The 24,609-nt window shown below is 71.6% G+C and carries 20 protein-coding genes; 5 read left to right on the top strand and 15 right to left on the bottom strand.

Going from position 1 to position 24,609, the window contains the following annotated elements; translation table 11 throughout:
* Window positions 1-35: 35 nt before the first annotated feature.
* The 4 genes from ACFSDF_RS18535 to ACFSDF_RS18520 form a co-directional block, all read right to left on the bottom strand.
* Window positions 36-968 (bottom strand): PAC2 family protein, encoded by a 933-nt coding sequence (locus tag ACFSDF_RS18535; RefSeq protein WP_167250722.1) that lies wholly within the window; start codon window positions 966-968, stop codon window positions 36-38.
* Between the two features lie 74 nt (window positions 969-1,042).
* Window positions 1,043-2,569 carry an amino acid permease gene (locus tag ACFSDF_RS18530; protein WP_167003064.1) on the bottom strand — a complete coding sequence of 509 codons (1,527 nt, stop codon included), beginning with the start codon at window positions 2,567-2,569 and terminating at the stop codon, window positions 1,043-1,045.
* A gap of 68 nt (window positions 2,570-2,637) precedes the next feature.
* The gene (dxs, locus tag ACFSDF_RS18525) at window positions 2,638-4,497 is read right to left on the bottom strand and encodes a 1-deoxy-D-xylulose-5-phosphate synthase (RefSeq protein ID WP_167003066.1); all 1,860 of its coding nucleotides are present in this window, start codon (window positions 4,495-4,497) and stop codon (window positions 2,638-2,640) included.
* Window positions 4,498-4,564: 67 nt separating this feature from the next.
* Window positions 4,565-5,722 (bottom strand): DNA glycosylase AlkZ-like family protein, encoded by a 1,158-nt coding sequence (locus ACFSDF_RS18520; protein ID WP_167003068.1) that lies wholly within the window; start codon window positions 5,720-5,722, stop codon window positions 4,565-4,567.
* A gap of 14 nt (window positions 5,723-5,736) precedes the next feature.
* Here ACFSDF_RS18520 and ACFSDF_RS18515 point away from each other — a divergent pair, with 14 nt between their 5' ends.
* Both ACFSDF_RS18515 and ACFSDF_RS18510 read left to right on the top strand, forming a co-directional pair.
* The gene (locus ACFSDF_RS18515) at window positions 5,737-6,165 is read left to right on the top strand and encodes an HIT family protein (RefSeq protein WP_167003070.1); all 429 of its coding nucleotides are present in this window, start codon (window positions 5,737-5,739) and stop codon (window positions 6,163-6,165) included.
* A 37-nt stretch (window positions 6,166-6,202) separates the two neighbouring features.
* A complete protein-coding gene (locus ACFSDF_RS18510; protein WP_167003072.1) occupies window positions 6,203-7,429 on the top strand; it encodes a Fic family protein in 1,227 nt (408 codons plus the stop codon).
* Here the strand turns inward: ACFSDF_RS18510 and ACFSDF_RS18505 are convergent.
* From ACFSDF_RS18505 to ACFSDF_RS18495, 3 genes are read right to left on the bottom strand one after another with little or no spacing between them, the layout of a single operon-like run.
* Window positions 7,371-8,642 carry an MFS transporter gene (locus ACFSDF_RS18505; protein WP_167003074.1) on the bottom strand — a complete coding sequence of 424 codons (1,272 nt, stop codon included), beginning with the start codon at window positions 8,640-8,642 and terminating at the stop codon, window positions 7,371-7,373. The genes ACFSDF_RS18510 and ACFSDF_RS18505 overlap by 59 nt on opposite strands.
* Window positions 8,639-9,115: a MarR family winged helix-turn-helix transcriptional regulator gene (locus ACFSDF_RS18500; RefSeq protein ID WP_243842948.1), complete on the bottom strand. Its 477-nt coding sequence runs from the start codon at window positions 9,113-9,115 to the stop codon at window positions 8,639-8,641. Before ACFSDF_RS18500 ends, ACFSDF_RS18505 begins: the two co-directional genes overlap by 4 nt.
* 41 nt (window positions 9,116-9,156) lie before the next feature.
* On the bottom strand, window positions 9,157-9,672 hold the full coding sequence (locus ACFSDF_RS18495) for a flavin reductase family protein (protein ID WP_167003076.1): 516 nt from the start codon (window positions 9,670-9,672) through the stop codon (window positions 9,157-9,159).
* A 128-nt stretch (window positions 9,673-9,800) separates the two neighbouring features.
* Between ACFSDF_RS18495 and ACFSDF_RS18490 the strand changes: the two genes are divergently transcribed.
* Window positions 9,801-10,937 carry a winged helix DNA-binding domain-containing protein gene (locus tag ACFSDF_RS18490; RefSeq protein WP_208322340.1) on the top strand — a complete coding sequence of 379 codons (1,137 nt, stop codon included), beginning with the start codon at window positions 9,801-9,803 and terminating at the stop codon, window positions 10,935-10,937.
* Window position 10,938: 1 nt separating this feature from the next.
* On the opposite strand, the gene ACFSDF_RS18485 is transcribed toward ACFSDF_RS18490, so the two are convergent.
* The 6 genes from ACFSDF_RS18485 to ACFSDF_RS18460 all read right to left on the bottom strand — a co-directional run bounded on the left by ACFSDF_RS18485 (window position 10,939) and on the right by ACFSDF_RS18460 (window position 21,969).
* Entirely contained in the window at window positions 10,939-12,177 is a 1,239-nt protein-coding gene (locus tag ACFSDF_RS18485) for an ROK family transcriptional regulator (protein WP_167003080.1), read from the bottom strand.
* Window positions 12,178-12,381: 204 nt separating this feature from the next.
* Complete coding sequence (locus ACFSDF_RS18480) at window positions 12,382-15,210, bottom strand: aconitate hydratase (protein ID WP_167003082.1); 2,829 nt, start codon at window positions 15,208-15,210, stop codon at window positions 12,382-12,384.
* A gap of 305 nt (window positions 15,211-15,515) precedes the next feature.
* The gene (locus ACFSDF_RS18475) at window positions 15,516-15,974 is read right to left on the bottom strand and encodes a GNAT family N-acetyltransferase (protein ID WP_167003084.1); all 459 of its coding nucleotides are present in this window, start codon (window positions 15,972-15,974) and stop codon (window positions 15,516-15,518) included.
* A gap of 74 nt (window positions 15,975-16,048) precedes the next feature.
* Complete coding sequence (locus ACFSDF_RS18470) at window positions 16,049-18,631, bottom strand: SCO7613 C-terminal domain-containing membrane protein (RefSeq protein WP_167003086.1); 2,583 nt, start codon at window positions 18,629-18,631, stop codon at window positions 16,049-16,051.
* A 36-nt stretch (window positions 18,632-18,667) separates the two neighbouring features.
* The gene (locus ACFSDF_RS18465; RefSeq protein ID WP_167003088.1) at window positions 18,668-19,930 is read right to left on the bottom strand and encodes a class I SAM-dependent RNA methyltransferase; all 1,263 of its coding nucleotides are present in this window, start codon (window positions 19,928-19,930) and stop codon (window positions 18,668-18,670) included.
* 26 nt (window positions 19,931-19,956) lie between these two features.
* On the bottom strand, window positions 19,957-21,969 hold the full coding sequence (locus tag ACFSDF_RS18460) for an APC family permease (RefSeq protein WP_167004828.1): 2,013 nt from the start codon (window positions 21,967-21,969) through the stop codon (window positions 19,957-19,959).
* A gap of 74 nt (window positions 21,970-22,043) precedes the next feature.
* Here ACFSDF_RS18460 and ACFSDF_RS18455 point away from each other — a divergent pair, with 74 nt between their 5' ends.
* Both ACFSDF_RS18455 and ACFSDF_RS18450 read left to right on the top strand, forming a co-directional pair.
* A complete protein-coding gene (locus tag ACFSDF_RS18455; protein WP_167003090.1) occupies window positions 22,044-22,715 on the top strand; it encodes a potassium channel family protein in 672 nt (223 codons plus the stop codon).
* Window positions 22,712-23,407 (top strand): potassium channel family protein, encoded by a 696-nt coding sequence (locus tag ACFSDF_RS18450; protein WP_167003092.1) that lies wholly within the window; start codon window positions 22,712-22,714, stop codon window positions 23,405-23,407. Before ACFSDF_RS18455 ends, ACFSDF_RS18450 begins: the two co-directional genes overlap by 4 nt.
* Before the next feature lie 47 nt (window positions 23,408-23,454).
* Here the strand turns inward: ACFSDF_RS18450 and ACFSDF_RS18445 are convergent, their stop codons facing one another.
* Entirely contained in the window at window positions 23,455-24,198 is a 744-nt protein-coding gene (locus ACFSDF_RS18445; protein ID WP_167003094.1) for a DUF3159 domain-containing protein, read from the bottom strand.
* On the bottom strand, window positions 24,195-24,572 hold the full coding sequence (locus ACFSDF_RS18440) for an OB-fold nucleic acid binding domain-containing protein (protein WP_208322341.1): 378 nt from the start codon (window positions 24,570-24,572) through the stop codon (window positions 24,195-24,197). The genes ACFSDF_RS18445 and ACFSDF_RS18440 overlap by 4 nt, the downstream gene beginning before the upstream one ends.
* Between the last annotated feature and the right edge of the window lie 37 nt (window positions 24,573-24,609).

The following is a 24,609-nucleotide window of genomic DNA, read 5'->3' as shown; positions in this document are numbered from 1 at the left end:
CCGCAGCTGTGAGCGGCGCCTCACCAGCGCCGACGTCAGTCGGACGGGCCGGACTCGCGCTCGTCGAGCTGGGCGAGGAACTGCTCGAACTGCTGGCCGATCTCGTCGGGCGTCGGCAACTCTGACTCGTCCGTGACCAGAGGCTCCGTGGCGGAGCGGTTCATCTGGTCGTACTGGCGCTCGAGACCGGCGAGGACCTCGCCGCCGTCCTGCTCCTCGACCTGCTTGTGGATGTCTGCGACCGTCTCGGCCTGCTGGAGGCGCAGCTCTTCGAGGTCGAACTGCAGCCCCGTACGGGTCGCGACCGCCTCCAGGAGGGCGACGGACGCCGAGGGGTACTCGACCTGGGCGACGTATTGCGGGACGTGGGCGACGTAGCCGAGCGCGTCGTGCCCCCACTCCCCCAGCCTCAGCTCGAGGACCGACTGGATGCTCGCGGGCAGGACGACCTGCGCGCGGAAGAGGTTCTTGCGGTCGAGCAGGTCGCGGCGCACCGCGTGGTTGGTGACGACCGACGGCCGCGTGTGCGGGACGCCCATCGGCACTGCACCGAGCCCGACGACGAGCTCCACCCCGTGGGCCTCGACGAGGTCGTGGACCTCCTCGGCGAACTGCTCCCAGCGGAAGTCGGGCTCCGGCCCGGTCAGCACGAGGTAAGGGACGCCGTGGTCATCACTGTGCCGGCGCAGCTCGAGCGACGGGCGCTCGTAGTCGGCGTAGCGGTCACGGTCGAAGACGACCGGAGGCCGGCGCGCGCGGTAGTCGTAGTAGTCGTCGAGATCGAACTCGTGGACGACCTCGCCCTCGTCGCGCGACTCGAGGTGCTCCAGCGCGAGCCGCGGGGCGGAGCCGGCGTTGAGGAAGCCGTCGAAGGCATAGATCATTGTCGGTCTCACCCCCTCGGGAAGACCGTCGAACACTCCGCTGTCACGAGACCCTGGCCTCAGCCGGGCGATCCACTTGCGCACCACGACACCTCCCAACGTCCGCCGACCGCACGGGATTCCCGCTTGTACGGATCGGCGGGCGCGCGCCTTCCAGACTACGCGGCGGGTGGGGACGGCTGATCGGCGGCTCGGGCAGCCTCGGCCCCTCGCCCCAACCTGCTGTGCCGACGTCCGTACGCGAAGTAGACGACGAACCCGAGCGCCATCCACAGGAAGAAGCGCACCCATGTCTCGCCCACGAGGTTGAGCATGAGGTACACGCACGCGAGGACGGCCACGACGGCCACAGCCGTGGCCCCTGGAACCGTGAACCCGCGTGGAAGGTCCGGCCGCGTCTTCCGCAGGATCACGACACCGATACTGACAAGGACGAACGCGAAGAGCGTGCCGATGTTCACGAGGTCCGCGAGGGTGGAGAGGTCGACGAAGCCAGAGATCGCGGCCACCGCGAACCCCGTCACGTACGTGATCCGGTGCGGGGTGCGGTGCTTCGCATGCGTCCCTGCCAGCCAGCGCGGGAGGAGCCCGTCGCGCGCCATCGCGAACGCGACGCGCGTCTGGCCGAGCATGAGGATCATCACCACGACGACGAGCCCGATGCAGGCGCCCACCGAGATGACGTCGCCCATCCACGTCACGCCGACGGCGTCGAACGCGGTCGCGAGCGGAGCGCCGTCGAGCGGGTCGATGTCCTGGTAGTTCTGCATGCCCGTGATGACCACGCTCACCGCCATGTAGAGCACGGTGACGATGGCGAGCGAGCCGAAGATGCCGATCGGGACGTTACGCTGCGGGTCCTTTGTCTCCTCCGCGGTGGTCGCCACGACGTCGAACCCGATGAACGCGAAGAACACGATCGCCGCCCCGGCGAAGATCCCCGCCACGCCGTACACCGCGGGCTCGAGACCCAGGATCGTCTGGATCAGCGGGACCTTGAGCCAGCCGCCCTCACCGCTCTCGGGCGAGGCCGACGGCGGGACGAACGGGGACCAGTTCTGTGTGTCGATGTACTTGATGCCCGCAATGACCACGAGCAGCACGACGACGATCTTGATGGCGACGACGAGCTGGTTGATCCGGCTGGAGAACTTGATGCCGGTGATGAGGATCCACATCACGATCAGCGAGATCGCGATGGCAGGGATGTCCACGACGCCGGTGCCCGCCGCGGTGTTCAAATGTGCGGGCAGCTCGAGGAACGTCCCGTCGACGAGATTGTTCCAGTACGACGAGAAGCCCGACGCCAGCGCGGCAGCCCCCACGGTGAACTCCAGGACGAGGTCCCAGCCGATCGTCCACGCGACCAGCTCGCCGAACGTGGCGTACGAGAACGTGTACGCGCTGCCCGCGACCGGCACCGTCGACGCGAACTCCGCGTAGCAGAGCGCCGCGAGCCCGCAGGCGAGGGCGGCGACGAGGAACGAGATCGCGATCGCCGGACCGGCGTTCGTCGCCGCGGCACGGCCGGTCAGAACGAAGATGCCAGCGCCGATGATGACGCCGACGCCGAACACCACCAGGTCGATCGCCCCGAGGTTGCGGTTGAGCCTGGTCTCGGGGTCGTCGGTGTCGCGGATCGACTGCTCGACGGACTTCGTACGGAAGAGCTCGCTCTTGGCCATCGTGATCCCCCTTCTGGGGTCACTATGCCCGCAACGGGCCGCGCAGGCGCGTCAGCGAGGAGCGTGTGTCACAGGCGCGCGAGGGTGTCCGCGGCGATCGCCTCGCCCGTCAGCCCCATCCGCTCGAGCAGCACGTCGCGCTTGGCGTGGTCGAAGAACTCCTGCGTGACGCCGTGAATGCGGACGGGCGTACGAACGTCGGCGTCGGCGAGCATCTGGGTGAGGACCGACCCCATGCCGCCCACGCGGCCGCCGTCCTCGACGGTGACCAGAAGGCGGTGACGGGCGGCGATCTCGACGAGCGCCGGATCGAGCGGCTTGACCCACCGCGGGTCGACCACCGTGACTCCGACGCCCTCGGCGCGCAGCCGCGCGGCCGCGTCGAGCGCCTGGCGGACCATCGGGCCCGCCGCGACGATCAGGACGTCGTCGTCGCCCTCGCGGAAGAGGACGTCGCTCCGGCCGACGGTGCCGATGGCCTCGATGTCGCCGGGCACGCCACCCTTGGGGAACCGGACGACAGTCGGCGCGTCGTCGACCGTGACCGCCTCGCGCAGCAGCTCACGCAGGCGGGCGCCGTCGCGGGGTGCGGCCAGGCTCAGGGTTGGCACGACCTGCAGGATCGATATGTCCCACATGCCGTTGTGGCTCGGGCCGTCGTCGCCGGTGACGCCCGCGCGGTCGAGCACGAACGTGACGCCGCACTTGTGCAGCGCCACGTCGAGGAGCACCTGGTCGAACGCCCGGTTGAGGAAGGTCGCGTACACCGCGACGACGGGGTGCAGCCCGCCCATCGCAAGCCCAGCGGCGCTGGTCACGGCATGCTGCTCGGCGATGCCGACGTCGTACGTGCGCTCGGGGAACTTGTCGGCGAACGCGTCGAGACCCGTCGGGGACAGCATCGCGGCGGTGATCGCGACGACGTCCGGCCGCTCGTCACCGATGCGGACCAGCTCGTCGCGGAACACCGACGTCCAGGAGGTCGGCTCTACCGCGAGCGCCTCGCCGGTCAGGCGGTCGAACGCCTTGGCCTGGTGCATCTGGTCTTCTTCGTTGGCGACCGCGATCTGGTAGCCCTGGCCCTTGGTCGTGATGACGTGGACGATGGCGGGTCCGCCGTACGTCTTTGCCTGCGCGAGCGCCTTCTCGACGGCAGGGCGGTCGTGGCCGTCGATCGGCCCGACGTACTTGAGACCGAGGTCTTCGAACATCCCCTGCGGGTAGAGCGCGTCCTTGAGGCCCTTCTTGATCGCGTGCAGCGCCTCGTATGCGGTCTGGCCGACGATGTTGGAGTTGGAGAGCCGCTCGCGTACGGCCTTGAGCGCGGGCTCGTAGCGCGGATTGGTGCGCAGCCGTCCGAGGTGGTTGGCGAGCCCGCCGACGGTGGGTCGGTAGGAGCGCCCGTTGTCGTTGACGACCACCACGAGGCGCCGGTCGGCGTCGGCGGCGATGTTGTTGAGCGCCTCCCAGGCCATGCCTCCGGTGAGCGCGCCGTCGCCGATCACCGCGACCACGTGGTCGGGACGACCCTGGACGGTGTTGGCCTTGGCGAGGCCGTCGGCGTACGACAGGCTCGTCGAGGCGTGGGAGTTCTCGACGACGTCGTGCGGGGACTCGGCCTGGCTCGGGTAGCCCGACAGGCCGCCCTCCATCCGCAGCCGCTCGAACTGGGCGGCACGACCGGTGAGCATCTTGTGGACGTACGCCTGGTGGCCGGTGTCGAAGATGACCCGGTCACGCGGCGAGTCGAACACGCGGTGGATCGCCATCGTCAGCTCGACGACCCCCAGGTTGGGGCCGAGGTGGCCCCCGTGGGTGGCGACCGCGACGATCAGGCGCTCGCGGATCTCCTCGGCGAGCGCATCCAGCTCGGCATCGGTGAGATCCCTCAGATCGCTCGGCTGGCTGATCTGATCGAGCGTGCTCATGGTCCTCCGCGGGTGTGGGTGGGCGTCATTCGATCTTAGGCCATGGCACCTACCCGCCCGCCGACCGTCAGTCTGCGGTGGCGCCCCGAGCGACCGTGCGAAGGTCGGCGACCTCCGTCTCGAGCACCGCCTCGACCGCCGGCAGGGCATCGGCGACCGCGTCCTCGGACGGCGCCCGCTCCCCCGGCAGCGGCACGATCTCCACGTCGACACGGCTGCCGCGCGGGATGAGCCGCCACTGGGCGACCAGCCGCGTCCCGTCGAGCACGACCGGGGTCGTGGTGCCGTTGACGCGGTTGAAGACGTGCCGCTGGTTGTCGAGGGCGGTGAACCGTGCGCGCTCCGGGCCCGTCCCCTCGTAGCCGAGCATCACGCCGTCGAACTCCGGGAGCAGCCGCAGCCCGCCGGCATAGTCGCTGCCGTCGGGGGCGCCGGCCAGATCGAGATAGGTGCGCCCCTCGGGCCCTTCGTAGGTGACGACCTCGTCGCCGAGCGCGGCGATCGCCGCGTCGACCGGGCGCAGCTTGTCACCCAGCCACCACGCGACGTCGCGCCGGGTCGCGGGACCGTACGCGCCGAGGTGGACGCGGACGAGCTCGCGGCGCGCGACCTCAGGGGCGAGCGACGGGTCGATGCCGGTCAGCGCCGCGGACGAGCGGTAGAGCGTGTCGGTGCGGGTGTGCCACCGCCGGTCGGGCGGGCGACGGACGAGCCACGGCGCACCGCGCAGCAGGTTGCGGGCGTACGAGTCGGCGACCGTGCCGTGCCCCTCCGACTCCTGGGACGCGAGCCAGTCGGCGACGTGGGCGATGAGGTCGTCGCGCTCGCGCCACTCGTCGCTCGCGTAGTCCCGGGTGCGGGCGCGGACCTCGTCGGGGCCGATCTGGTCGAGCGCGAGACCCTTGGCCAACGCCTTGTCGAGCCACACCGACGTCACCGCGGACGACCACGCGTGGTGCTGCGGCGTCGAGGAGTGGACCGTGCCGCGCAGGGTCGTCCCCTTGACCAGCGCGTACGAGTCGAACGCCTCGACCACCGTCTCGTGAGTGATGCCGGGCAGCCGCGAGGCCGCGAAGAGGAACGCGGCCCGCGGGACCTGGGTCTGGACCGGCCCCAGCGCGTCGTACAGAGCGACCAGGTCGGTGACCGCGGTGCCGGTCGGGGCCGGGAACTGGCGCGCGAGGGTGCGGAGCGCCAGGTCGTCCGGTGCGAGACGGGCGGTCATGGTGTGATGCCTCCATGTCTGGGACGTACGACGCGTCGTGCACGTTCTGCCGCGTCGTCACGGGAGAGCTCGACGCCCCCATCGTGTACGAGGACACCGACACGATCGGCTTCCTGGACCATCGTCCCGTCTTCAAGGGTCACGTCCTCGTCGCTCCGCGCGACCACGTCGTGACGCTCCCCGACCTCCCGGCGGAGCGGCTCGGCCCGTACTTCGGCGTCGTGCAGCACGTCGCGCGCAACCTGCCCGAGGTCGTCGGGGCGCAGGGGACGTGGGTCGCCGAGAACAACGTCGTGTCGCAGTCCGTCCCGCACCTGCACGTCCACGTCGTTCCGCGGACCAAGGGCGACGGGCTGCGCGGGTTCTTCTGGCCGCGCACGAAGTACGCCGCGGGCGAGGCCGACGACTACGCCGCCCGCATCCGCGCCGCGCTCGCTCGTTGACGAACGTAAGTCGGCAAAGGTTCGGTACGGTGAAGCGGTGGGCAAGGATTGGCCAGCGGTGTCGTACGAGGCGCACCCCTGGACGCGCCTGCCGGCGTACGGGGTCTCACGCGCGCGGCTGCGGCGTCACTCCCAGCCGTACCAGGCGGCCGTCCTCTCCCCGATCGCCACGCTCCCCATACGCCTCGACGCCGCTGTCCTCGCGGAGGCCGAGGAGGCCACCACGGCCATCGCCCGCTTCGACGCCGGGCTCTCGCACGCCTTCGGCGACGGCGACCACGCCAACACCCTCGGCGAGATCGGCCCCCTCTCCGCCCTGCTCCTGCGGACGGAGTCGGCGTCGTCGTCGCGGATCGAGCACGTCGACGCCGACGCCCGCCAGCTCGCGCTCGCCGAGATCGGCGCCGCTTCCTCGCCCGACGCCCGACTGGTGGTCCGCAACGTGGAGGCGATGCGCGCCGCGCTCGCGCTCGCCGACTCCCTCGACGCCGATGCGCTCCTCACCCTCCACCGCACGCTGCTCGGCGACACCGACCCGCGCGGCGCTGGCCGCTGGCGGAGCGAGCAGGTCTGGGTCGGCGGTTCCTCGTACGGCCCCCACGACGCCGAGTTCGTTCCGCCGCACCACACGCGCGTCGAGGCCTCGATCGACGACCTCGTGCGCTTCGTCCGCCGCGACGACGTCCCGGTGATGGCGCAGGTCGCGATCGCGCACGCACAGTTCGAGACGATCCACCCCTTCACCGACGGCAACGGCCGTACGGGGCGCGCGCTGATCCACGCGATGCTGCGGAGCAAAGCCGTCACCGAACGCGTCTCCGTCCCGATCTCGAGCGGACTGGTGGGCGAGCCCCGCCGCTACTTCGCGGCACTCGGGTCCTATCGCGACGGCGACCCCGCGCCGGTCGTCGCCGAGCTCGCCGCCGCGACGCTGCGCGCGGTCGACAACGGACGCAGGTTGGTCGCCGACCTCGTAGGCCTGCGCGCCCGCTGGGCCGAGCGGGTGGTCGCGCGGCGGCACGCGGCCGTGCACCGGATGCCTGCCGTGCTCGTCCGCCACCCCGCGCTCGACAACGCGCTGGTCGCGCGCGAGCTCGGGGTCAGCGACGTCGCCGCGCAGGGGGCGATCGACCGCCTGGTCGAGGCGGGTGTCCTCGTCCAGGTCGGCAGCGGCGCCCGCAACCGCGTCTGGCAGTGCCCGGAGGTCATCGACGCGCTCGACGCCTTCGCGGCACGGGCCGCTCGGCGCCCGACGCGCGGCTGAACCCCCGTACTGCGGGGTGGGTGACCGACACCGCGATCACGCCGGCCGCGCCGAGCAGACCCCCGGACACGAGGGCGACCTCGGGCGACGAGAACCCGGCGACCACTCCCCCTCGGGCGTTGCCGAGGTCGGGTCCTGCGACGCCGACGACGTACTCGACCGACGACACCCGTCCACGCTGCTCGTCGGTGGTCGCGAGCTGGGTGACGACACCGCGGGCGATCACCGCGAAGGTGTCGGCCGCACCCGCCACGGCCAGTGCCGCCAACGCGGGCAGCAGCCACAGGGACGCGCCAAACGCCGCGACGCCGAGGCACCAGACGGTCGCCGCCACGACCATCGTGCGTCCCGGACGCGCACCGCGCGTGACGACCCCGGAAGCGAGTCCGCCGACGATGCCGCCGGCCCCGACGGCCGAGAGCATGAGCCCCGTGATCGCCGGGTCGCCGTCGAACCGGGCGTCGACGACCACCGGGAACAGCGCCACTGGCATCACGAGGACCGTCGCGAGCACGTCGGTGAGGACGGCTCCCCGCAGGAGCGCCGAACGCGCGACGTACTGCAGCCCGGCGAGGACCGCGGCACGCTCTCCACGCTCGGCCACCCCCCTCGGCGAGACCGCCGGCAGACCTCGCGTCACCAGCCACGCGACGACCATCAGGACGGCCTGGACGGCGAAGGCCACCTCCGCTCCGCCGTACGCGACGAGCACGCCACCGACCGCCGGGCCGACGAGCATCGCGACCTGGAAGCCCACGTGGGTGAGCGCGACTCCGGCGGCGACCTCGCCAGGCGGGAGCAGCCTGGCGATCAGGGCGCGTCGCGCCGGCGCACCGAGGGCGCCGAGGCCCGCCTGCAGCGCGACGAGCGCCAGGACGAGCAGGAGCGAGCGCATCCCGTACGCCGCCTGCGCGGCGAGAGCCACCGCGACCGCCGCGCCACCCGCCGTCGTCGCGAGCACGACGCTCCGCCGGTCGTACGAGTCGGCGAGGGCGCCGCCGTACAGCCCGAGGACCACCATCGGGACCGCGTGCGCGAGGCCGAGCGTCCCCATCATCGCGGCGCTGCCCGTGAGGTCCCAGACCAGCTGGAGCAGGGCGACCAGACCGATCTGACCTCCGAAGGCACTCATGAGCCCACCTGCCCACAGGCACCGGAACGCCGGTCCTCGTCTGAGCGGGGCGAGGTCGAGCAGCCCCGCCCGGGCGCTCATCGCGCGAGCTCGTCGGGCAGGTGCGCCGCGACCCGGTCACGGAACGGCCGATGCCTCAGCGCCGCCTCGAGGTCAGCGACGACCGCGATGAGCGAGTACGGGACCTCGGCGTCGAGCTCGGCGAGGGCTCGCTCCGTCGCGCGCCATTCCGCCTCGAGCAGCGGCACGAGCGCGCGTCCGTGCGCGGTGAGGCTGACGAGCCTCGTACGGGCGTCCGGTCCGGGCGAGGTCTCGACGAGGCCGTCGGCGCGCAGGATCGCGACCGTCTGGCTGGCCGCGGAGTGGGTGACACCGACGGCCTCCGCGAGTGCGCGGATCGACATCGGACCAGCGTGCGCAAGCTTGATGACCGGCTTCGTCAGCCGGGGGCGTACGGCAAGGCCTCGCTCACGGTAGAGCGCGGTCAGCTCGGCGTCCATCGCGTCCTGCAGCGCGCGAAGCGGTTGCCAGAAGTTCTCGTCGGTGGGGTCCACAGGACAACCGTAACAGCACTTATACAAGTGCTGTCACGTCTTCAGCCGAGGTCGAGATAGCGCCCACGCACATGGGTGAGCGCGGGCCCGTCCTCCCCGATCTCGACATGCTCCACGACACCCTCGACGAGCAGCGGCCACCCGACCTGACGCGGCTCCACGGCGACCCGCGCCCCGAGCCACGCAGCCGCCGACTCCAGCACGGGCCCGAACAGGGTCTGCCGCCACACACCCAGCGTGAACACGCCACCCGGCGCCGGCGCCGTCCCGGCGAACGGGTCGGCGAGCGCGCGGTCACGCGCGCCGAGCACGTTGACGACGAACGGTCCGCCCACCTCGAGCGTGTCGGCAAGGTCACTGTCCTCGTCGACGAGCAGCAGGACGCGGGCCGGTGCACCGTCGGCCACCACCACCGACGAAACGGTCAGGCCGACACGAGTACGGCCCTCTCCGGCGGTGCAGAGCGTGACCGCCTGCGGGAGTCGGCCGCGCAGCCGCCTGAGCGGGTCGCGCTCGCCCTCCGGCGGGAGGAACGGGTGGTCGGAATGGATGGTCACGCCGTCAGCGTACGATCCGTCGACGTTCCGCGTGATCTGTCACCGAGGTCGGCCAGGATGGGCTGGTGCACCTCACGGATGAGCAACGCCGTCGACGACTGGTCGTCCAGCATCGGGTCGGTCACACCATGGCCCCTCGATCCCCGCGCGTCGAGGACGTCGTCTCCGACCTTCTCGTCCTGCACGCGACAGACCCCGCCACGGTCTACCTCTCCGTGCTCGCCCGCGCACCCGGACTCACCCGCGACGACATCCGCGCGGCGATGTACGAACGCCGCGACCTCGTGCGCGTCCTCGCGATGCGCCGCACGCTGTTCGTCGCCGGTCGTGACGACGTGCCGGCGATCCACGCCGGCGCGAGCCTCGGGGTCGCCCGCATGCTGCGCACGCGACTCCTCAAGGAGCTCGTCAAGACCCCGACCGACCCTGAGGTGCCCGACCCGCAGGCGTGGCTCGCCGGGGTCGAACGCGGGGTCGACGCCGTGCTCCGTACGGCCGCGCGCGACGGCAGAACCCTGTCCGGCGCCGAGATCAGCACAGCCGTCCCCGCGCTACGCACCGCCCTGCTCCCGACGACCGACAAGGCGTGGGACGTCCGCCGTACGGTCACGTCCCAGACGCTCGCCCTGCTATCCGCCGAGGGCCGGATCGTCCGCACCGAGCCGCGCGGCAGCTGGACGTCGCGCCACCACGCCTGGGCCCCGATCGAGTCGTGGTTCCCCGACGGCATTCCCGAGCTCCCCGAGGCCGACGCCCGTACGCTCCTCGCACGGCGCTGGCTCGAGGCCTTCGGCCCCGCGACGCCCGACGACCTCCAGTGGTGGGCCGGCTGGAACAAGACGCACACCCGTGCCGCGCTCGCCAGGCTCGATCTCGTCGAGGTGACGCTCGCCGAGGGGCCCGGCATCATGCTCCCCAGCATCGAGATCCCCGATGCCGCGGCACCGCCCGGCGCCGCGCTGCTCCCCGCGCTCGACCCGACGCCGATGGGCTGGAAGCACCGCACCTGGTATCTCGGCGAGCACCGCGAGCGCCTGTTCGACCGCATGGGCAACATCGGTCCCACCGTCTGGTGGGACGGTCGCGTCGTCGGCGGATGGGCCGTACGTGCCGGCGGCGAGGTCGTGCACCGGCTCCTCGAGGATGTCGGCACCGACGCAGCCGCCGCCGTCGCCGCGGAGGCCGAGCGCCTGCAGGTGCTGCTCGATGCCGCGACCTTCACACCGAGCTTCCCGACGCCGCTCGACAAGGAGCTGCGGGCGTGACTCAGGCGGACGCGACGCGCACCCGGTGGACGGCCTGCTCCGCCGAGGCGACGACCAGCAACGGGTCGCTCATCATGGCCCCGAACGCGAGCTCGCCCGCCCCGACCAGCACCGAGTCGCGCCCGAGCCCTGGCAGAAGCACCTCCGTACGCCGGTCGGCGGCATCGAGGGTCCCGTGCCGCACCTCGGCGTCGACGTCGGCACCCACCGCCGGATAGAGCGCGCTCAGCAGGCCGCCGAGGATGACGACCTGTGGGTCGAAGATGTTGATCAGGTTCGTGATGCCGACACCCAGCATCCGGCCGACCTCGCGCAGCGGGTCCGAGGGCGTACGAACGTCCTCCAGCAGGGCGACGAGGTGCGCGATGTCGTGCGAGGGGGTCCCGAGCGCGTCGGCGACGGCGACCGCGCCGATCTCGGTCTCCCAGCAGCCGAGGTTGCCGCAGCGGCAGCGTCGGCCACCGGCCGAGACCCGCATGTGCCCGACCTCGCCGGCGTAGCCGACGGTGCCCAGCAGGCTCCGACCACGCGTGATCAGCCCACCGCCGACTCCCACGTCGCCGCTGAGGTAGACGACGTCCGACATCCCGCGAGCGACACCGCGGGCATGCTCGGCCAGGACTCCGAGGTTGGCGTCGTTGCCGATGACCACCGGGATCTCGCCTCCGATGCGCTCCTGCACGAGCTCGCTGAAGGCGACGTCCGACCACCCGAGGTTGGGCGCGTAGTGGATGCGCCCGTCCTCGGTGGAGACGATGCCCGGCATGCCTACGCCGACCCCGACGAGCAGAGTGTCGGCAGGGACGTCGACGAGGAGGTCGGCCGCCGTACGGACGACCTGGTCGGCAACCTGGGCGGGCGACGCACCGATCTCCACGGGCACGGACCGGCGTCCGTGGACGGTGCCGCCGAGGCCGATCCGGGCCACCTCGATGCTCTCGACCCGCAGCTCGACGGCGACCACGCACACGTGCCGCTCACCGGGGCGTACGTGCAGCGAGGGGCGTCCTGCTCCCTGACGGTCACCGCGAGGCGACGCCTGAGCGACGACGCCGAGTCGCTCGAGCTCACCGACCAACGCCGCGATCGTGGACCGGTTGAGGCCCATCCGGATCGTCAGGTCGGCGCGCGACACGTCGGCGTCGCGATGCACGTGACCGAGCAAGGTGCCGAGGTTGTGGCGGCGTACCGCCTCCTGGTTGGCACCCTTGCCGATCGGTCGCTGCTGCTGCAGTGGCACCGCGCCGCCCCTCCTCGCTGTGGTCGTAGGGCGAGGCGAAACTAGCACGCCCGGACCTGATTTTGTCACCGCCGCAACAAAATCGAGACCAACTCCGCCCCAACGACGTCGACGGTGAGCCTGGTCCGACCGGTCGGCACCGGGTCGGACCAGGCTCACCGCCGGACGTGACGGGGTGAGCCGTGAGGATCAGTCGAGCGGCACTCAGCCGATCAACGACCGCAGGACGTACGGCATGATGCCACCGTTGCGGTAGTAGTTCGCCTCACCCGGCGTGTCGATGCGCACGATGGCGTCGAACTCGATCGCCTCGTCGCCGCCGAGCGTCGCCCGGACCTTGACGGTCTTGGGGGTACGGCCCTCGTTGAGCGCGGTGACGCCGTGGAACTCGAACGTCTCCTCGCCGGTCAGACCCAGCGAGTCGGCGGTCTGGCCCTCGGGGAACTGCAGCGGCAGGACGCCCATGCCGATGAGGTTCGAGCGGTGGATGCGCTCGTACGACTCGGCGATGACGGCCTTGACGCCCAGGAGCGCGGTGCCCTTGGCTGCCCAGTCGCGCGAGCTGCCCGAGCCGTACTCCTTGCCGGCCAGCACGACCAGCGGGATGCCCGCCGCGATGTACTTCTCCGACGCCTCGAAGACGGTCGTGACCTCGCCGCCCTCGTTGAGCTGGCGCGTGAAGCCACCCTCGGTGCCCGGCGCGAGCTGGTTGCGCAGGCGGATGTTGGCGAACGTGCCGCGGATCATGATCTCGTGGTTGCCACGACGCGAGCCGTACGAGTTGAAGTCGCGCGGCGCGACACCGTGCTCGGCGAGGTACTTGCCGGCCGGGCTGTCCTTCTTGATCGCACCGGCGGGCGAGATGTGGTCGGTCGTGACCGAGTCGCCGAGCTTGAGGAGCACACGCGCGCCCTCGATGTCGGTGACCGGAGACGGCTCGTGCTGCATCCCTTCGAAGTACGGCGCCTTGCGGACGTACGTCGAGTCCTCGTCCCACTCGAAGACGTCGCCCTCGGGCGTCGGCAGCGACTGCCAGCGCTCGTCACCGGTGAAGACGTCGGCGTACTCGCGCTTGAAGGTCTCGGCGGACATCGCACCGGCGACGACCTCCTCGATCTCCGACGGCGACGGCCAGATGTCGCGCAGGAAGACGTCGTTGCCGTCCTTGTCCTTGCCCAGCGAGTCGTTGAACAGGTCGGTGTCCATCGTGCCGGCCAGCGCGTACGCGACGACCAGCGGCGGGGACGCCAGGTAGTTCATCTTCACGTCAGGGTTGATCCGGCCCTCGAAGTTGCGGTTGCCCGACAGCACCGAGGTGACGGCGAGGTCACCGTCGTTGACCGCCTGCGAGACCTCGGGGATCAGCGGGCCCGAGTTGCCGATGCAGGTGGTGCAGCCGTATCCGACGAGGTTGAAGCCGAGCTTGTCGAGGTACGGCGTGAGGCCAGAGCGGTCGTAGTAGTCGGAGACCACCTTCGAGCCCGGCGCCAGCGTGGTCTTGACCCACGGCTTGCGGGTCAGGCCCTTCTCGACGGCGTTGCGCGCGAGCAGCGCGGCGCCGATCATGACCGACGGGTTGGACGTGTTGGTGCACGACGTGATCGCCGCGATCGTCACGGCGCCGTGGTCGAGCTCGTACGTCGTGCCGTCGGCGGTGGTGACGCGCTGCGGGTTGCTCGCACGGCCGTTGTCCTTCGGCGCCAGCGAGAGGTAGTCCGTCGCGGGGGTCTGGCCGTGGACGTCCTCGTGGGCAGCAGGCACGTCAGAGGCCGGGAAGGACTCCTCGAGCGCCTCGTCGTACGCGCCGATCGGCGGCTCCTCGGCGTGCTCGACGTAGTTGACGAGCGCGCCGCGGAACGACTGCTTCGCGTCGGTGACGACGATGCGGTCCTGAGGACGCTTCGGGCCGGCGATCGACGGCACGATGGTCGCGAGGTCGAGCTCGAGGTACTCGGAGTAGCGCGGCTCGTGGTCGGCGTCGTGCCACAGGCCCTGCGCCTTTGCGTACGCCTCGACGAGCGCGATCTGCTCCTCGGAACGGCCGGTGAGGCGCAGGTACTTCGTGGTCTCGTCGTCGATCGGGAAGACCGCGATGGTCGAGCCGTACTCGGGGCTCATGTTGCCGATCGTGGCGCGGTTGGCCAGCGGCACCGCGCCGACGCCGGAGCCGTAGAACTCGACGAACTTGCCGACGACGCCGTGCTCGCGCAGCATCTCGGTGATCGTGAGGACGAGGTCGGTCGCGGTCGAGCCCTCGGGGAGCTCGCCCGACAGCTTGAAGCCGACGACGCGCGGGATGAGCATCGAGACCGGCTGGCCGAGCATCGCGGCCTCGGCCTCGATGCCGCCGACGCCCCAGCCCACGACGCCGAGGCCGTTGACCATGGTGGTGTGGGAGTCGGTGCCGACGCAGGTGTCGGGGTACGCCTGGAGGACGCCGTCGACGGTGCGGGTGAAGACCGTACGGGCGAGGTGCTCGATGTTGACCTGGTGCACGATGCCGGTGCCCGGCGGGACGACCTTGAAGTCGTCGAACGCGGTCTGGCCCCAGCGCAGGAACTGGTAGCGCTCGCGGTTGCGCTCGTACTCGATCTCGACGTTGCGCTCGAACGCGTCCGGCGTGCCGAAGACGTCGGCGATGACCGAGTGGTCGATGACCATCTCGGCCGGCGCGAGCGGGTTGATCTTGCTCGGGTCGCCACCGAGGTCGGCCATCGCCTCACGCATGGTGGCGAGGTCGACGACGCACGGGACGCCGGTGAAGTCCTGCATGATCACGCGCGCCGGCGTGAACTGGATCTCCTTGCTCGGCTCAGCGTCGGCGTCCCAGCCGGCGAGCGCCTTGATGTCGTCCGCCGTGATGTCGGCGCCGTCCTCGGTGCGCAGGAGGTTCTCCAGCAGCACCTTGAGGCTGAAGGGCAGCGAGGCGACGTCCAGGCCCTCGCCGGTCACCGCCCCGAGGCGGTAGATCTCGTACGCGGTGTCCCCGACGTTCAGGGTTTCCTTCGCGTTGAAGCTGTTGACGCTGGCCATGCCTCTCCTCGTTCCGTCCTGCCGGAGCCCGCGATCGCCGTGCGCGCTCCGCGCGGCATCCGCCCTCTATCGTCGCGCGGTCGAATGGGGCCCGCGCGATCAGGCTCGCCTTACTCAGCCGCTCTCGCAGCATGTATCTCGATGTCAAGATAAACGTTATCAAACTTCTCGCTCCGGTCCGAGCCCTCCCAGCGCGCGCCACCATTTTCCGTGGGGGCCAACGCAGACGTCTGGCCCCACCTCGATGTTCCGGTGGGGGCGCAACTCTGCGTTGGCCCCCACGGAAAGTGCGGGCCGCGGGGAGGTCAGGCGTCGCGGACGAGGACCACGTACCGGCGACCGTCTGCGGGCGACTCGAACTTGTCGACGGCGGCGAACCCGAGGGTGTCGACGACCTTGAGGGCGCGGACGTTGAACTCCGCGACCGTCACGCGGAACCGCTGCGGAGCGAACCGCTCGGCCCCGAAGGCGAGCCCCGTCGCGATCGCCGAGTGGCCGAGACCCTGCCCGGTCAGCTCGGGGCGCAGCCCGCCGGCGATGTCGAGCGCCTCGTCGTCGTAGTCGAACCCGAGCACCCGCGCCGTCGGCCCGTAGCAGCGATAGCCGATCAGCCGCTCCCCCTCGATCAGCGCCCAGAATCCGTGCGAGAGGTCGGTGAAATGGCGCGGGTCCATCCCGGTGAGGTCGTAGCAGCCGTTGGGCTCCGGATAGCTCCAGGTGACGATGTCGCCAGCATGGTCGTGCGTGAGCTCGATGATCTGCATTCCTGCTCCCTCACCCGCTGACGGTGCCGACATCCAAGCACGCGCGCAGTGCTCGCGGCAATGGCCCGTCCGCCTCAGCGCAGCGTACGGACGTATGCGACGACGGCGCGCGCGTCGCGCACGCGTGCCTCCCACGTGGCCCCCGCCAGCACCAGCGCGAGACCGACGGCCCCGAGCGGGATCCACCGGGGCAGGTCGCCGACGAACGGCCCTGCCCAACGCACCACCAGCAGGGTCGTCAGGGTGGCGCCGACGACGAACGGCGCCTTCTGGCGGACGACGGTGCCGACCGCGAGGAGACCGATCCCCGCAGCGGCCAGCAGCAGGCCACGGACGGAGGCCGGGTCGTCGAGCGTCGCCGGCAGGCTCGGGAGGAGGGCGAGGCCGAGTCCGGGCAGCAGCGCCGCAGAGCTCTGACCGCGCTGGTGCCGCATGCGCAGCAGCCCTGCAGCGAGGAGCAGCAGCCCGAACGGCAGCGTGTACGCCTCGACGATGTCCACGTCCGAGGCAGCCAGGCGCGTCACGTACGCCGTGCCGAGGAGGACCGTGCCGAGCACCATGTATGGCCTGCGGTCGTACCGCAGGATGCCGGCGACGGTCACCGCGACGCCGAGGACGGTCAGGCACAGGCTGAACCATCCGAGGCTCGCATCGAGTGCCTCGACCAGCGCGAGGCAGGCGGTTCCGCCGGCGACGATCTCCCACGGCACCCGCAACGAACGCGGCAGGGTGGGCACCGACGCTGACGCGAGGAGCGCGACGACCAGCCCGCTGGCGACCAGCGCGCCTGTGCGGAGCCCGGCGCCGGAGACGTCGACCCAGGCGAGCACCCCCGCGACGCCGAGGGCGGCGGCCGAACCCGCGGCGACGGCTGCGGCATCGCGGCGCCCGTCGGACAGCGCGGCGACCGTCACCAGCGCGGCCACCATCGCGACCGCGCACCACACCGTCGCCGCCGCCGGCGCGGAACCGATCGGGAGGAGCACGGCGACGACCGCGGCCGGCGGTGCGGTGCAGGCCGCGGCCACCGCGAGGTCACCGGAGCCTCGGACCAGCCACGTCGCCCCCGCCGCTCCCGCGACCCCGAGCGCACTCAACGCCACCACCAGGACCGGCGCCTCGAGGAGCACCCCGACCACGACGACCCCTCCGGCGCTCAGCAGCGCGACCACGACCCACGAGGTCGTACGGATCGCCGGCGCGCGCGCCGCTGCCCTCCAGCACGCGACGACCGCCACGACGGCCGCCGCCCCGAGCCATGTGCAGGCGACCAGCCACACCGGATCGCCCCATTCCGTGGTGAACCGGAGAGCGACGTCGTCGTCCCAGCCCGGCAGCCACGACTCCGCCACCGCCAGACCGGCCGCACCCCCGGTGGCGAGCAGCGCACCCACGAGAGGAAGCGCGGCAGGGACGAGCGTGGCGCGGACGCCGGTCGCCCACCCGGGCGGCGACAGGCGCGCACCGACCCCAGCGGTCGCGAGAGGGACGAGGACCCACGTCAGCGTGGCCACCTCCACCGGCACGCCACGTCCGAGGAGCGCGACCACGACCAGGCACAGCGCGGCGCCGAACCCGCCGAAAGCACGGGCAAGCGTGGCAGGTGCAGTCAGCGCCCGCGCCTCGAGCGTCCGGGCCACGAGCGCGGCCAGGCCCGCCGTCACCGCACCGAGGAGCAGCAGCGCGGGCGCGTCGCCGCGGGTCCAGCGGGTTGCGGCCCCGTCGGAGATCGCGACGGCGGTGACGAGGACGGCGGCACTGCCCGGAACCGCGCCCGCGGCGCACAGCCCGACGGCCCACGCCGCGACCGTCAGCCGGAGGCGTACGAGGCCGAGGGTCGCGAGCACGAGGCCCGCCGACGCCGCCGTGAGGGTCCACCGCAGGTCGACGGGAAGGACGACCAGCGCGGCGACCGTGCCCGTGACCAGCCCGATCACCAACCCGACCTCGGCCGCCACGACGCGTCGGAGCCACTGTCGTGCCCAGAGCGCGACGCCGAGGCTGGCCACGGCGAGCACGGCGGAGAAGCCGAGGATCAGCAGGTCCGCGTCGAGGGTGTCCAGGTCGAGGACGCCGGCACGCACCCCGGCACCGACGTCGACGGCGGCGAGGAGCCCGCAGACCGTCCACAGCGCCTCGGCGGACGCCCGCAGACGTCGCGTGGTGACCCACGCAGCGGCACCGGCCACGGCCGTCGTGAGGGCGACGAGGACGAGGGTCCGGCCGGTCAGGCCGAGGCTCCCCCACCCCACCGCGACGAACACGAACCCTGCGACCACCAGGCACAGCGAGCCGAGGGCGAGGAGGGTGCCGCCCACCGACCAGGTGTGGCGCGGCGACGACGCTCTGTACGCCGGGTGGCGCGGCGACCACGGCGGCGGCTGCTGGGCCCCGTACGACGACGGCTGCTGCGGCGCCTCCGCGGCCGGGCCCGCGGCCGATGGCGACCACGAGGGCACGCTCGGACCCGCCGGCCGCGCCGCCGTGGCGGCCGCCTCCGCCCGCATCTCCGCCAGCACGCGGTCGGCCTCCGCGAGAAGGCCGAGCAGGCGCAGCGGGCGCTCTCCTCGCAGCTGGACACCGCACCTCGGGCAGCGTTCCACCCCGGCCGCAGGCGCGCCACAGCTCGGGCAGTGCAGGGGATCGGCGTACGTCACCGGTGAAGTGTCTCGCGAGGCGGAGTCACCTCGGGGTCAGGGCGCGAGGTCCAGCGTCGCCACGCACTCGACGTGATGCGTCATCGGGAACAGCGCGTACGCCTCGAGGTCGCCGAGGGTGTAGCCGAGCTCGGCGAACGTCTTGACGTCGCGCGCCAGCGCCGCCGGGTCGCACGCGACGTAGACGACCCTGCGCGGGCGCAGCGCCGCGATCGCCCGCACGACCTTCGCACGCGCCCCCGTACGGGGCGGGTCGAGGACGACCACGTCGCACTGCTCCCCCGCCTCTCCGCGCGCCAGCACACGGGCCACGTCACCGGTGACGATCCTGGCCTGAGGGAGGTCGTGCAGGTTGCGGCGGGCGTCGCGCGAGGCCTGCGCGTCACCCTCGACGCTGACGACCACCCCGTCCGTCCCCACAGCCTCGCCGAGGAACGCGGAGAACAGTCCGACGCCGGCGTACAGGTCGGCGACCCGCTCCCCCGGCTTCGGCGCGGCCGCCCGCATCACGGCGTCGACGAGCGTGGTCGCGGCGTCGGGGTGGACCTGCCAGAAGCCGGCGCCCCCGACGCGGAAGCCGCGATCGCCGACAACCTCACGCACCCAGCCGCGCCCGTGGACCGTGGCGCCGTCGGCGAGCACACCGGTGGCCTCCACCGCTGGAAGCCCCCCTGTCACGTCGTACGCGGCTGCGAGCGCGTCGCCGTCGGAGCCGGCCACCGCCGTCACCCGCGAGGCGGGCCAGCGGACGGACAGGACGTTCGGGAGGTCGCGCGACGCGATAGGGCAGTCGTCGAGCGGCACGATCGCGTGCGAGCGGTGGCGCCGCAGCCCGAGCGTGCCGTCCTCGGTCGCCGCAAAGGTCACCCGCGTGCGCCATCCGAGACCGTCGCGTGCCGCCTCGCCGAGCGGCGGGCGTACGGTCACCTCCCGGTCGATCCCGGCCAGCCGCGACAGCTGCTCGCGGACCACCGAGCCGAGGAGCTCGCGCTGCGTGGCCAGGGAGGCGTGCTGGAAGTCGCATCCCCCGCACCCTCCGGGACGGGCGACAGGGCAGCGCGGCTCGACCCGACCAGGCGCCGCGTCGAGGACCTCGACGGCATCGGCACGGAGGAAGCGGTCACCCTCGCGTCCCTCGGTGATCTCGGCGACCACCCGCTCGCCAGGGAGCGTGTGACGGACGAAGACGACCTGGCCGTCCCACCGCGCCACGCAGTGCCCCCCGTGAGCGACGGCACCCACCTCGAGCTCCATCCGGGTGCCAGCGAGGTCGCGACGTTCGTCCGTAGGTGACTGCATCCCTCAAGGGTGCCGTACGGCCTCCGTCAGGAGTCGCGGCGGTCGCTGACGGTCCGCCCCTGCCGCACCTCGCCGGGGACCGGGCGTACCCGCTCGGGACCGCGACGCTTGGCCGACTGCAGCTGATACGGGACGCTCGTGACGAGCACGCCGGGCGTGAACAGCAGCCGCCCCTTCAGCCGCAGCGCCGTCTGGTTGTGCAGGACCTGCTCGTACCAGCGGCCGACGACGTACTCGGGGACGTAGACCATCACGATGTCGCGCGGACTCTGGCGCCGCAGCTCCTTGACGTACTTGATGACCGGCCGGACCAGCTCGCGGTATGGCGAGCCGACGACCACCAGCGGCACCGGGATGCCCAGGTCGTCCCACTGCTTGGTCAGCTGAGCCGTGGACGCGCGGTCGAGGTCGACCGTGAGCGCCTCGAGCGTGTCGGGCCTCGAGACCCGCGCGTACGCGAGCGCCCGCATGACCGGCTTGTGGAGCCGCCCGACGAGCACGATCGCGTGCACCCGGGATGGGAGCGTCGTGTCGGAGTCGTCGACCGCCAGCTCGTCGGCCACCAGGTCGTAGTGCCGTCGGATCGCACGCATGAGGAGATAGAGCACGACCATCGCGGTGATCGCGATCCAGGCACCGGCGAGGAACTTCGTGACGAAGACGATCACCAGGACCGTCGCGGTCATCGCGAGACCGAACAGGTTGACCGCCCGGGAGCGCTTCATCCGTCCACGCTCGGCCGGGTCGGGCTCCGCGCGCAGCAGCCTTCCCCAGTGCCGGATCATCCCGAGCTGGCTGAGCGTGAACGAGACGAACACGCCGACGATGTAGAGCTGGATGAGTCTGGTCACCTCGGCGTCGAACGCGAGGATCAGCACGACCGCCGCGAGACCGAGGAGGACGATGCCGTTGCTGAACGCGAGACGGTCGCCGCGGGTGTCGAGCTGGCGTGGCAGATGGCCGTCGCGCGCGAGCACCGATCCGAGCACGGGGAAGCCGTTGAACGCCGTGTTGGCCGCCAGGACGAGGATGATGCCGGTGGTCGCGACGGTGAGGTAGAAGAGCACGGGCACGTTGTCGTAGACCGCAGCCGCGAGCTGCCCGATGACGGTGTCCTGCACGTAGTCGTCGCCGACCGGCACGCCGTCACGGGTCAGCTGCGTGGCCGGATCCTCCGCGAACCGCAGATGGGTGAGGTCGGCCAGAACGATGATGCTCGTGAGCATCGTCACCGAGATGATGCCTAGGAGGGCGAGCGTCGTGGCGGCGTTCTTGCTCTTGGGGCGCCGGAACGCCGGGACACCGTTGCTGATCGCCTCGACGCCGGTCAGCGCGGCGCAGCCCGACGAGAAGGCCCGCGCGACGAGGAACGTCATCGCGATCGCCGAGACGGCACCCGTGTACGGCTCCTCCGCGACGAGATCGAGGTCGCCGCTTGCCACCTTCGGGAGATCTCCCCACGCGTACCTCACGAAGCCCCACACGGCCATGCCGAGAATGCAGAACATGAACAGGTATGACGGGATCGCGAACGCGGCACCGGACTCGCGAAGCCCCCGCAGGTTGGCCGCGATCAGCAGCAGCACGAGCGCGGAGGCCGCCAGCGCCTCGTGCCCGTTGAGCCACGGCAGCGCGGCCGTCGCGTTCTGGACGCCCGACGAGATCGACACCGCGACCGTCAGCACGTAGTCGACCATCAGCGCGGAGGCGACGGTCACGCCCGCGCGGGGCCCGAGGTTGACCGTGGCGACCTCGTAGTCGCCACCGCCACTGGGGTAGGCGCGGACGTTCTGCCGGTATGACGCCACCACCGTCAACATCACGACCGCGACGGCGAGGCCGATCTTCCAGTTGAACGCGTACGCGGACAGGCCGCCCATCGACAGCACGAGGAAGATCTCGTCGGGCGCGTACGCCACGGACGAGAGCGCATCGCTCGCGAAAACTGGAAGCGCGATGCGCTTCGGGAGCAACGTCTCGTCGAGCTGCGTGCTGCGCAGCTTGCGTCCGAGGAACACGCGCTTGCCCAGCTCGGCCATTCCCACCCGAGGATGGTAGACCCGCCGCGTCCACTCCGCCCTCGCCACCACCGTCAGCGGTGTAGCGTCATCGCGTGCATGTCGTGATCATGGGATGCGGACGGGTCGGATCGACCCTCGCGCACCGTCTCGAGTCGCGCGGTCACTCCGTGGCCGTCATCGACAGCGACCCCGATGCCTTCCGCCGTCTCGGCCCCTCTTTCGCAGGGATGACGGTGACCGGTCTCGGGTTCGACCGGGACATCCAGCGCCGGGCGGGCATCGAGCGGGCTGGCGCCTTCGCCGCGGTCTCGTCGGGCGACAACTCCAACATCATCTCGGCGCGGGTCGCGCGCGAGCAGTTCGGCGTCGACACGGTCGTCGCACGCATCTACGACCCGGGCCGCGCCGAGGTGTTCGAGCGTCTCGGCGTCCCCACGGTCGCGACCGTGACCTGGGCCGCCGACCAGGTGCTCCGCAAGCTCCTCCCCGCCGGACACAGCTCGGTGGTCTACACCGACCCGTCCGGCAAGGTCCGCGCCGACCAGGTCTCCGTCCCTGAGGCCTGGGTGGGGCGTACGGTCAGCGCCCTCGAAGCGGCCACACGAGGGCGGGTGGCGAGCATCTCCCGCTACGGCACCGCCGAGATCCCCGATGCGCAGATGGTGCTCCAGGACGGTGACGTGCTCCACCTCTTCTCGCTCATCAGCGACTCCGAGACCGTCTTCAGCACGCTGTCCGAAGGTCCCCGCGAGGAGGACGCATGAAGGTCGCCATCGCCGGTGCGGGCGCGGTTGGCCGCTCCATCGCCGCCGAGCTCTTGGAGAACGGCCACGGCGTGCTCCTCATCGACCGCAACCCGCGCGCGATCCGCTCCGACACCGTGCCCGGCGCTGACTGGCTCCTCGCCGATGCGTGCGAGCTCTCCGCGCTCGACGTCGCGCGCCTCGAACTCTTCGACGTCGTGATCGCCGCGACCGGCGACGACAAGGCCAACCTTGTCGTCTCGCTGCTGGCCAAGACCGAGTTCGGCGTCGGTCGTACGGTCGCCCGGGTGAACCACCCCGACAACGAGTGGCTGTTCAGCGACGCGTGGGGCGTCGACGTCTCGGTGTCGACGCCACGCATCATGTCGGCACTGGTCGAGGAGGCGGTGACGGTCGGCGACCTCGTTCGCCTGTTCTCGCTGCGCGGCTCGCACGCCAACCTGGTCGAGCTCACGCTGCCGGCGGACTCACCCCTGGTGAGCGTCCGGGTCAGCGACGTCCGGTGGCCGCGCGACGTGGTCCTCGTGGCGATCCTGCGCCACAACGGCATCCAGGTGCCCGAGCCCGACCGTTCCCTCGAGGCCGGCGACGAGCTGCTGTTCGTGGCCCCGGAGGATTCCGAGGAGGCGCTCCAGCACCTGCTCGCGCCGGTCGAGCACCACGCTGACCCGGACTCGCCAGACGCACTCTGACGTCATCCCGGACGAGGGCCCCGTACCTCCAGACGTATGACGTCCGCTCAGTCGCGCGGCTGCACCTTCGGCTGGATCTCAAGTGCCTCGCGCGAGAGCAGGCGGCCGGCGGCCTCCGGGTCGGAGACGGGCGTGTGGTTGCGACCGAGCAGGTACACCATGCCGGCGAGGGTCGCGATCTGCAGTGGCCACCCCATGACGACCTTTGCCGTGCCGAGCAGCCCGACCTCGTCCGCCGCCCACAGCGGGTACTGGACGAGGACACGCAGCACGCACGGCAGGGCGAGGATCAGCGTCAACCGCGAGCAGAGCCGTACGAGGGCCTTGTCGCGGTGCCACGCCGTGGGGTCGCCCGTGACGCTGCCGACGATGAAGCCGACGATCGGCCAGCCGATGAGCACCGTGAACACGAGCAGCACGGCATAGCCGCCGTTGTAGATGAGGCCGGGCAGGAACGCGTCACGGGCCTCGCCCGAGCGCAGCGCGAAGACGGCGGCGATCGCGATCCCGAAGAGCGAGTTGAGGACGAACTGCGTCGTGCTGCGCTGGACGAGGCGGACGGCCAGCAGCGCGACGGCGAGGCTGCCGCTGATCCACAGCGCCAGCTTGAGGTCGCGCGTGACGATCCAGCTCACCGTGAAGCCGATCGTCGGGACCGCGGCCTCGAGCATCCCGCGGACGCCGCCGAGCGCCTTGGCGAGCTGGGAACGAACGACCTGCTCGACGGTGACCGTCGTCGCGGGGCCCCCCTGCGGCGCGGGGTCTTGCGGGGACGGGGTGCTCTCGCTCATCGACTCAGCTCGTATCGGGGGTTGTAGATCACACGATCGCCGTCGCGAAGCCCGAGACGGCCCGTGGCGGTGAGGGCGCGGCCGGCCTCGATGCCGGCGATGCGGCTGCGCCCGAGCCAGATCAGCGTCAGCGCGCCGGTGCCGTCGTACAGCGTCGCCTCGAGCGCACGTGCGCCTGTCCGCGGGCGGAGGGTCACGGCGCGAAGCTCACCGTGCACCGTGACGACGTCGCCGGCCCGCTGATCGCAGACCGGACGGCAGCCTGCCGTCAGCGCGCCACGCCGCAGCGCTTCGTCGTCCGCACGCTCGGTGAGGCCGGACATGCGGTCACGGGCACGACTCCACATCCGGGTCACCGCTCCCGCGCTCGTCATGAGGACTGCCTCGTCATGCGTCCAGCCTAGGCCGCCG

It is taken from the genome of Mumia zhuanghuii, assembly GCF_042681565.1.
Classification (GTDB): domain Bacteria; phylum Actinomycetota; class Actinomycetes; order Propionibacteriales; family Nocardioidaceae; genus Mumia.
The sequence above is the reverse complement of the archived record's forward strand: the minus strand, read 5'-3'. Positions and strand labels throughout refer to the sequence as shown.

What these genes read in the sequence shown, in the direction of transcription:
- ACFSDF_RS18530 (WP_167003064.1), bottom strand. Translation starts at nt 2,569, where the DNA reads ATGGCCAAGAGCGAGCTCTTCCGTACGAAGTCCGTCGAGCAGTCGATC.
- dxs (WP_167003066.1), bottom strand. Translation starts at nt 4,497, where the DNA reads ATGAGCACGCTCGATCAGATCAGCCAGCCGAGCGATCTGAGGGATCTC.
- ACFSDF_RS18520 (WP_167003068.1), bottom strand. Translation starts at nt 5,722, where the DNA reads ATGACCGCCCGTCTCGCACCGGACGACCTGGCGCTCCGCACCCTCGCG.
- ACFSDF_RS18515 (WP_167003070.1), top strand. Translation starts at nt 5,737, where the DNA reads ATGTCTGGGACGTACGACGCGTCGTGCACGTTCTGCCGCGTCGTCACG.
- ACFSDF_RS18505 (WP_167003074.1), bottom strand. Translation starts at nt 8,642, where the DNA reads ATGAGCGCCCGGGCGGGGCTGCTCGACCTCGCCCCGCTCAGACGAGGA.
- ACFSDF_RS18490 (WP_208322340.1), top strand. Translation starts at nt 9,801, where the DNA reads ATGGCCCCTCGATCCCCGCGCGTCGAGGACGTCGTCTCCGACCTTCTC.
- ACFSDF_RS18480 (WP_167003082.1), bottom strand. Translation starts at nt 15,210, where the DNA reads ATGGCCAGCGTCAACAGCTTCAACGCGAAGGAAACCCTGAACGTCGGG.
- ACFSDF_RS18475 (WP_167003084.1), bottom strand. Translation starts at nt 15,974, where the DNA reads ATGCAGATCATCGAGCTCACGCACGACCATGCTGGCGACATCGTCACC.
- ACFSDF_RS18465 (WP_167003088.1), bottom strand. Translation starts at nt 19,930, where the DNA reads ATGCAGTCACCTACGGACGAACGTCGCGACCTCGCTGGCACCCGGATG.
- ACFSDF_RS18460 (WP_167004828.1), bottom strand. Translation starts at nt 21,969, where the DNA reads ATGGCCGAGCTGGGCAAGCGCGTGTTCCTCGGACGCAAGCTGCGCAGC.
- ACFSDF_RS18450 (WP_167003092.1), top strand. Translation starts at nt 22,712, where the DNA reads ATGAAGGTCGCCATCGCCGGTGCGGGCGCGGTTGGCCGCTCCATCGCC.
- ACFSDF_RS18445 (WP_167003094.1), bottom strand. Translation starts at nt 24,198, where the DNA reads ATGAGCGAGAGCACCCCGTCCCCGCAAGACCCCGCGCCGCAGGGGGGC.
- ACFSDF_RS18440 (WP_208322341.1), bottom strand. Translation starts at nt 24,572, where the DNA reads ATGACGAGCGCGGGAGCGGTGACCCGGATGTGGAGTCGTGCCCGTGAC.